The 8,871-nt window shown below is 43.2% G+C and carries 4 protein-coding genes; 2 read left to right on the forward strand and 2 right to left on the reverse strand.

What is annotated here, in order from left to right:
- Window positions 1-435 precede the first annotated feature (435 nt).
- On the forward strand, window positions 436-648 hold the full coding sequence (locus tag QZZ43_RS06335) for a hypothetical protein (RefSeq protein ID WP_291857161.1): 213 nt from the start codon (window positions 436-438) through the stop codon (window positions 646-648).
- Window positions 649-794: 146 nt separating this feature from the next.
- Here the strand turns inward: QZZ43_RS06335 and QZZ43_RS06340 are convergent, their stop codons facing one another.
- Entirely contained in the window at window positions 795-2,420 is a 1,626-nt protein-coding gene (locus tag QZZ43_RS06340; protein WP_291857163.1) for a glycoside hydrolase 43 family protein, read from the reverse strand.
- A 183-nt stretch (window positions 2,421-2,603) separates the two neighbouring features.
- A complete protein-coding gene (locus QZZ43_RS06345) occupies window positions 2,604-3,578 on the reverse strand; it encodes a pectinesterase family protein (protein WP_291857165.1) in 975 nt (324 codons plus the stop codon).
- A 542-nt stretch (window positions 3,579-4,120) separates the two neighbouring features.
- Here QZZ43_RS06345 and QZZ43_RS06350 point away from each other — a divergent pair.
- Window positions 4,121-8,871, forward strand: a 4,751-nt coding sequence (locus QZZ43_RS06350) for a S8 family serine peptidase (RefSeq protein WP_291857167.1), incomplete at its 3' end; no start/stop codon positions are given.

Here is an 8,871-nt window from a genome sequence, read left to right on the forward strand (position 1 = left end):
GGATCCTGTTGCATCCATGCTGGCTGTGGAAAATGACAAACTAACCAGCATTGCGGAAGAGATACGAGCACTTCTGGAGAAGGCCATCAAATCCCTTTAGGTTTGTAATGAAATAAATTGACAGATTAAACGAAGTTATTTTGTTCTTTGCCAACTTGAGAATACTGCGAATAGCTAGCAAGTTAATGGATTTTCAAGAAAGTTAAAGGGCAAAAGTACAAGTTTAAAGCGGCAAGTTATTTCACCACAATCCTTTAAACCGCAAGGTGTTCAACTCAGCAGCTATTGTCAGAAATAGTTGACAACACCTCAATTTTGTACGAAATTAGAATAAGCTCAGGGCGGGGGACAGGATTTTGGGCCATTGGAACATTAATAGTAACATTCTGTTTCCGGCCCCGGGTTATTTGTCAGCAATCATAAATAGAAAGGAGGTTGAAGACTATGTTAACTTTTGCAGCAGTTACAGGACTTACCGTTTTTTGGATCATTGGAGCCATTTTGTTGGTGATAGCGGTATGGTTTATTCTGAAAATTGCCCTGGAGGATTCGGGAAGCAATTCCGTAATTGATCGCATTCGGAAGCGTTATTACAAAGAAGAAATGGAAGACGAAAATTATGATGAGCGGTTACATCATCTCATCTAATTTACCATCCGGTAGTTTTTTTGCCACTAAAACTCAAAATAACCCGTTTTAGTGGCATACTTTCCATCTTTCAGTCGCTTTTGGTTTTAGTGGCACTCAAAAATTCAAATTCGGAATACTGATTCACAAAAAAATTTATCCCTGGTTTACTTCAACGGCTCAACTCTGAACCAATCAACATCCACATTTCCGGCATCATTTATCATTCCGTCACGCAAAGCAAAATAACCTATTTTGGCGCCTATCCATCGCCCCTCAACCGCTTGAAAAACATCTCCCAATGTTGAAAAATCGTGCCCGTTTTCACTAAAGCTGAAGTGACATTGAGCTCCTTCAGTTACTTCAATTCGAAAATAGACGGTATTACTTTTCACTTCATCTTCGTACAACACCTCTTCGGCCCCACCCTTCCGGGCTCCATTGCAACGCACCACACGCACCATCAATTTTCCTTTTTCCTGCTTCAGAGAGATGTATTGGTAAGAATCTCCCATCACAACAAAACCGACTTCTTCCCCATCGAAACGGTGATTAAAGGTAAGTTTGGTGGAAGCCATGAACACATCGGCAGGGAATTTCTGTAAAAGCATATTGGGAACAGACCAAAGATTTTGGGCTTCTGCCGGACGCGGACGACAGTTTAATCGGTAGTATCCCAAATTTCCGGTAGGAAACCCATATTTGGGCACTGGATTGGCATGCCATTGCCATTGAAGAGCCTTTGTGTGGTGATTAAATTCATCACTTTCCGGAGGAGTCACAACTTTCCACTCAGTATCAATATCCGGTTTCTTATGCAATTTTACAGGCTCTCCAACACCGTTGCCGTCATAATCCTCCCCCATCAGGGGCCAACCATCTTTCCAACTCATAGGTTGCAGATGAACTATTCGTCCGTAGGCCCCTTTATCCTGAAAATGAATAAACCAGAATTCTCCTTTTTGAGTCTCTACCCAGCCGCCCTGATGGGGTCCGTTAATATCGGTCGAACCTTGTTCCAGCACCCGCCTGAACGTGTAAGGCCCAAAGGGCGATTCTGAACGCAATGCCAGCTGCCATCCTTTTGTAACCCCTCCCGCCGGGGCGAAGATGTAATAAAAACCATCGTGCTTGTAAAATTTAGCTCCTTCCACTGTAGGATTTTTATCATGACCATCGAAAACCATGACCGGATCTCCAATCAATGACTCTCCATCGGGTGCCATTTCATGAACCATCAACACAGATTTAAGTCCTGCTCTGCTTCCCGCAAAAGCATGCGTCAGATAAGCTTTTCCATCATCGTCCCACAGCGGACTCGGATCGATGAGGCCTTTGCCGTTTTTCACCAGATGCGGCTTTGTCCATTGACCTCCAGGTTCTTTGGCTTTGAGCATATAAATGCCAAAATCCGGGTCGCCGTAATAAATATAAAACTCCCCATTGTGGTACCGGATCGAAGGAGCCCACACTCCATTGCCATGCTGAGGTTCAGAGAAATGCTCTTCGGGATACTGCCTCTCAAGAGCATATCCAATCAGGTCCCAGTTGACCAAATCCTGGGAATGCAGAATGGGCAGTCCTGGCACGCAATTAAAGCTGGAAGCAGTCATGTAGTAGTCATCCCCGACGCGACAAACATCCGGGTCGGAATAGTCGGCATGAAGAATTGGATTCCTGTAGGTTCCGTCACCCTGATCGGCAACCCATACTTCTGATACCGGCGCATCCTGTCCCTGAACAGGAGGAAAAGCCATCATCAAAATTGCCAGTGATTGGAATAGTTTTTTCATTATACTATATTTTTTTTTGTTTTATTTCTAATCCGGTGCAATGGTGGACAGTTGAATGCTGAGGGTCGAGGTTGAAAGAAAAAAGCTGATAGTTCCTGGCTCTTAACTCTTAGCTAATATTTCTGAAGTAATATCTATAACCCAAACTAAGAACCATTCGCAATGTCTTTCCCAACACAGAACTCAAAGCCCTGAACTCAAAACTCTCTCAATATCCCAGTTGTCTTCTCCAGCGAGTATGTTTTTCGAAGTGTATTTCTTGGCTTCCTCTTCAGTCAACTGATGTGCCCAGGAAACACGTTCTGTCAAAGCTGCCCCCGGACCATAAGAATTGTATTCCGCATAATAAGCTGTTTTTTCTTTTTCCTCACTCCGCCAATTGTGCCATCCTTCAGGTTTAATATGCTTATCAAGAAAACAATTAATAAAAACGGTTTGTGCATAAGGTCGCCAGGGACGCCCGAGGTAAAACGAATTTTCCGGGGCGCTTCCTGTGATTCGACAATCAATGAAGACAAATCCAAATTCCTTCCCCTGGCTGGTAGAAGCTGCTGTAATGTAGCCCTTGCCCTTACAGAAAATCTCGCAACCCTCAAAAACCGCCGTTGACCACCCGAAAATAAAATCAACCGTTCCTTCAATGTAACAGTTTTTATAGTATTGACGACTTGCATCACCATGTGGATAGAGTGTATCCTGATTCCCGAGAAACCTGCAGTTTTCAAACACCACCCGGTCGCCATCAACACGAACCGCCACGGCTTGCCCCACTGGTCCTGCTGAGTTCTCAAAAGTCAGGTTACGGGCTATAAAGTCATTCCCAAATAGAAAGAAACCCGAAGACCCGGTTGTTCCCATCTCCTCACCAAACCGATTCAGTCTGGAAGCATAATCATCATAGGTAATAATGGTCTTAAACTTATCCTCACCAATAAATGTCACATTATTTTTTGATGCCGGCAACACAAGTTTTTCTTTGTAAACCCCGGTTTTAATGAAAATGGTTGTTCTTTGTTTTCTAAAATCGGGAACTGCATCAATCGCATCCTGCACCGTTTTAAAATCACCCGAACCATCTGCTGAAACAATGTAATCCTGGGCGGAAAGAGAAAATGAAAAAAATAGTCCCAGGAAAATAAAAATCCATTTTAGCTTCATCCGTAAAATTTTAGTTACGTTATCGGTTTTATATTAATTGCGTCCTTACCGTAGTCTTGAACCTCAAGTGCCCCGTCATGCTGGTGCAAAAGTATTCAGGAGTTCAAGTTCTTTCTTTGCTGTACCTCATCAGAATTTGCGTAATCACAAATGAACTTTTCAACCCCAAAAAACCTGTTCCCAATCTTAAAAAAGAAACACAAACCCTGCAGGTAACAAATTGACCTAAAATCAGGGTCAATTAATCATTCAAGACTGCTGACAACCACCAAAAAACTTTCCTAAAGACATTTAATCATCTAACTACCAAAGCAGTACAACTTTTCTTATTAGAAATTTGGCGACACCCAATTTTAACCGAAAAACCTCAAGACTTAGATACCATATAGGTTAAACACCTTTTTTATACCTTATGATTTTTTGTGTTATATATTGCCTTCATCTAAGAAAAACTGCCAGTCCATCAAATAAATTTGTACCTAAATCACAAGTACTTAATTTTGTTGGAAGAAAATAATTTGTACCCAAACTCATAACCCTCCATGAAACGACTTTTGTCAAAAGCAACCTTGTTGCCCCTGCTCTCAATTGTAATATTGATTTCTGCAACAACACCTCAAAACATTTATTCTCAAGGGAGTCGCACTCGTCAAATCGATTTCTCCCAAATTCCACCAGAGGTTTACGAACCACAAAAGTTTAGGATCAAATTTAAGGATGTAGCTGAGAAACAACTTGAAACGCCCCAAACATTAAAGAGTTTGTCCGGTATTTCCATTACCGGTATCAAAGAAGTTGATGCTCTTAACCGTCAATTTAGCGTAGTGAAAGGAAAAGCTCTTCTTGCAGATATTTACCACTCATCACTTAAATCTTCAACCCTTCGGAAAGAAAAACACAAAAATAACAGCTTACACCTTTGGTATGAGTTCGAAACCAGTGAAAAGATAAACATTTCCCATCTGATAAGCCAGTACCAAAAACTGGAATCGGTGGAAATCGTCGAACCGGTTTTTAAAATTGTTCCCATTCAACCCGTTAGCAATTCCCCAAAAACAAGCCAGGACAAAAATCCTGTCCGGGAAACCTGGATTCCTAATGATAACCTTTTTTCAGAGCAGTGGCATTATCACAACACCGGCCAAACAGCAGGAGTTGAAGATGCAGACATCGATCTGCCCGAAGCCTGGGAATTCATACAGGGCAATCCGGATGTCATTGTCGCAGTAATTGACCAGGGAGTAGATTTCAATCATCCCGACTTGGCGGGGAATATCTGGCAAGGGATAGGCCCTGAAGGTGAAGCAACCCTTCCTGGGAACCATGGCACACATGTGGCAGGAACAATCGCGGCCCTCAACCAGAATGGCACAGGTGTTTCCGGTATTGCCGGAGGTAGTGGGAATAATGATGGCGTTCGGATAATGAGTTTAGACTTATTTGACGGCCAGCATGGAATGTCAACGCTGGAAATGAATGTCTGGGCAGCCGACAATGGTGCCGCCATATCCCAAAACAGCTGGGGCTATATGGGGCCCGATTATTACAATCAATCTGACCTCGACGGCATTGATTATTTTAACGAATATGGCGGAGGCACTATCATGCAGGGGGGAATTACTTTTTTCGCCGCCGGGAATGACAGTGATGACGGCAATTGGTATCCGGGATGCTATGAAGGTGCCATTGCAGTTGCAGCAACCAATCACAACGACCAGGTGTCGTGGTACTCCAATTACGGAGAATGGGTTGACATCTCTGCACCCGGTGGAGAAACGGATTATAATTATGAAGAGGGAGTTTTAAGTACCATCAGCAACGGAGGATATGACTTTTATCAGGGAACATCAATGGCATGCCCCCATGTTTCTGGAGTTGCTGCCCTGATATTGTCGCAGGCTCCGCAATATTTAACCAACGACGAACTTGCAACCATTCTGCTTTCCTCTACCGACAACCACTATGCTTCGAACCCTCAGTACCAGGGGTTATTGGGAACCGGTCGTCTGAATGCACTAAAAGCTCTTGAAATGGTGCAGGAATACCTGGGGAACGTAAAAAATCCTCCATCTTTTAATGCGGAGGCAAAAAGTGAAACCGCCATTCAATTGAACTGGGAGCTTAATGAAAATGGAAATCCGGTAATGATTGCCATGTCGGCAAATGGAGAATTTGGTTCTCCGGAAGATGGCACCAGTTATACCACCGAACAAGAACTACAGGGAGGCGGAGTAATCAAGTATATTGGAAGCGATTTGACAAAGGAACTTCAGGAACTGGAAAGAAATACCACTTACCATTTCAGGATCTGGAGTTTTGACGAAAACAACGAATACTCTTATGGACGCTTAGCTCAAACTAAAACTTTTTCTCCCCAACTTGAAATTAGCACTTTATTGATCGATTACGGGCAAGTTTACATCGGACACCCCAAGGGTCGGACCATTGAAATCCAAAATCAGGGAACATCAGAACTGGTAATTTCCGAAACTGCTTTTTCTTCCGACGAATTTTCATCCTCCCAAATCCCCGCCTCCATTCAACCCGGGGACACCTATTCCTGGGAAATCATTTTCGACCCTTTACAAGTCCAAAGTTACTCCGAAAACCTCTCTTTCAGCACCAATGCACCTGACGCTGAAAATATTACCATTGCTCTTACGGCTAACAGTTCCGACCAGATTCCACTGCTGGTGTATTCCCCCACTGAAATCGAGGAGACGCTTAATTCGGGAGAAATCACAACCCGTTTAATTGAACTCACCAACAATGGTGATGGCAATCTCAACTTCAACGTTGATATTCAGGAAGAACACACTTCTTTAGAAAAGAATTTAAAAGCCCCAAGCACACAGGTACCCGAATATTATACTCCGGTAACCAAAGGTCAACTGATAGAACCCTCGTTCACTGACCGGGAAATCAAAGAAAGCGGAGGATCCAAAGAAGCAGGTTATCTATGGAATACCACCACCTTAGACTGGTATGACACCTCCGATGGAACAATGATTTCCCTTGGCGACGATGACACTAAAAATGATATTCCGCTGGGCTTTTCTTTCAAGTATTACGAAAACACGTACACCTCCATCAATGTGAAGTCAAACGGATGGGTCAGTTTCAACAATCCTAACGTTTGGTTCCCGGAATGCATTCCAGGTGGTAGTGGAACTATCTGTCCTTTTGGAGTGGATTTACTTCCTGATGAAAACAGTTTTATCGCTTACAAGGTTTTTGGAACCGAACCCGCAAGAAAATTTGTGGTGGAATACAACAACATTCCACTTTACAGTTCCGATATAAGGAACACTTTCCAAATCGTATTTTCAGAAGGGAGAAACACCATTCTCTTTCAGTACCAAGAGGTTGGGACTACCCCTTATTTGGCAGGCATTGATAATATAGACGGAACAAAAGGGATTGGCAGCTGCGGTGCGGAAGAAACCTTCCTTAACCCGGAAATTATCGCCAATAATATGGGCATCCGGTTTTCACCCGCAACATGGAGTAATATCCCTATCAGCTCCGGGACTATTGAGCCCGGACAAAGCACCACCCTTTCCCTTCAGATAGATGCAACCAACCTGGTTGAAAACACCTATTTATCTGACATCATTATCACCAATAACGACCCCAGGATGGAAGTTGTGACCATTCCGCTTACTTTAAATGTAATCGGAGTCCCTGATTTCCAGGCTGCTTCCAACACCGTATTGTTACCTCCCACGTATCTGGGCACAACTTCATCAGCAAGTTTCACCATTGACAACACAAACGGAACCGGTTCTTTAACCATTTCAGATATAACGTCTTCAGGTCCTCCCTTTGAGGTTGAAACCATCCCTGAAACCGTTTCCCCAAGAGAAACCGAAACCATTCAGATTTTATTCAGTCCTGATCAGAAAAAACTATATGAGGGGAGTTTTACCATTTTCTCCAATGACCCCGAGATACCTGAAAAAACCATCACCATCATTGGTGAGGGAATCATTGCCCCCGGAATCTCAGCCTCCTCTGATCGCTTTGATATAGAGGCTCTATCTGGCGACTCATGCAACAGAACACTTACCATTTCCAACGAAGTTGCAAACAGTATTCCACTTGAAGTAGCAATAAACCTCGCGACCGATAAAAAGCCTCTGGGAACCGCCAAACTCACTAAAGGAGTACCAACAGATTTAAAATCTTTTGCTCCGGCCACTCGTAAAAACCTCGGGAAAATACAAAAAAGCAATCCGGCTCCCAAATCGGACAATGGATTTAATGTACTATTCCTAAACACGTTGCAAGAGTCAGGGACTAACTTCCATCAGGCAATTGAAAATCTCCCGACCATCGCGAATGTTGACTCCGTTGACATCTCTTTTCAAACCCCAAATACTGAATACCTTCTTCACTATGACGTCGTTTTACTGGCAACAAATACTCCAATTGCCAGTGGTGGAATTTTTGGGGACATGCTGGCTGATTATATCGACCTTGGAGGTAATCTATGTGTTCTGAATGGAGCCTTAAGCGCTGGAGGTGGCTGGACACTTTCGGGGCGGATTACAGAAAGCGGATATCTCCCGGTTGAAATCAATGATTATACCTTTTCCCCCACTTCATGCAACTCTTTCACAAAACACCCTTTAACAGAAAATCTGACTTTGTTGGAAACATCAATTTACAGTTTTGTAGTTCCTCAGGGACCAGGAGTAAGTCTGGGAACTTTTGATTCAGGATATTCCTGCATTACTTACAATTCTGAAAAACCAATAGTAGCCATAAATATGTTTCCATCTGATGGCAATTATAACGATGATCTCATCACCCTAATGGGCAACACAATTGAATGGCTTGGAGATTATAACCGATGGATGAGAGTTGATAAAAATGTACTGAGCATTGAAGAAAGTACTTCGCAGGAAGTCACCCTTACTTTCGATGCATCAGGACTGGAACCCGGAGAATACACCGGAAACATACATCTGAATTCCAATTCCCCGGCAACTTCCAGTCTTTCAATCCCGGTTACTTTTAATGTCACTGAAGCCCCTGGCATATCCATAGACCATTCTGAATTTGACTTTTCAGAAGTTCCCATTGAAGTTAGAAGCTCTACCCCCAGAAAAATTTCAAATACCGGTTCTTCTCCTCTGGAAATAACAGCATTGACTGTTTCCGGACAGTATTTCGAGTGCTACGAGACTGCACCAATCACCATTGCCCCGGGAGAGACCACTTATCTTAATATTGCCTTCACTCCCGAGAGTGCTATAGAAGTTAACGGGCAATTAACAATTGTATCAAA

It is taken from the genome of Marinilabilia sp., assembly GCF_016278715.1.
Taxonomy (GTDB): Bacteria; Bacteroidota; Bacteroidia; order Bacteroidales; family Marinilabiliaceae; genus Marinilabilia.

Excerpts from the sequence above, each read along its gene's own strand:
- QZZ43_RS06340 (WP_291857163.1), bottom strand. The coding sequence starts at position 2,420 with ATGAAAAAACTATTCCAATCACTGGCAATTTTGATGATGGCTTTTCCT.
- QZZ43_RS06345 (WP_291857165.1), bottom strand. The coding sequence starts at position 3,578 with ATGAAGCTAAAATGGATTTTTATTTTCCTGGGACTATTTTTTTCATTT.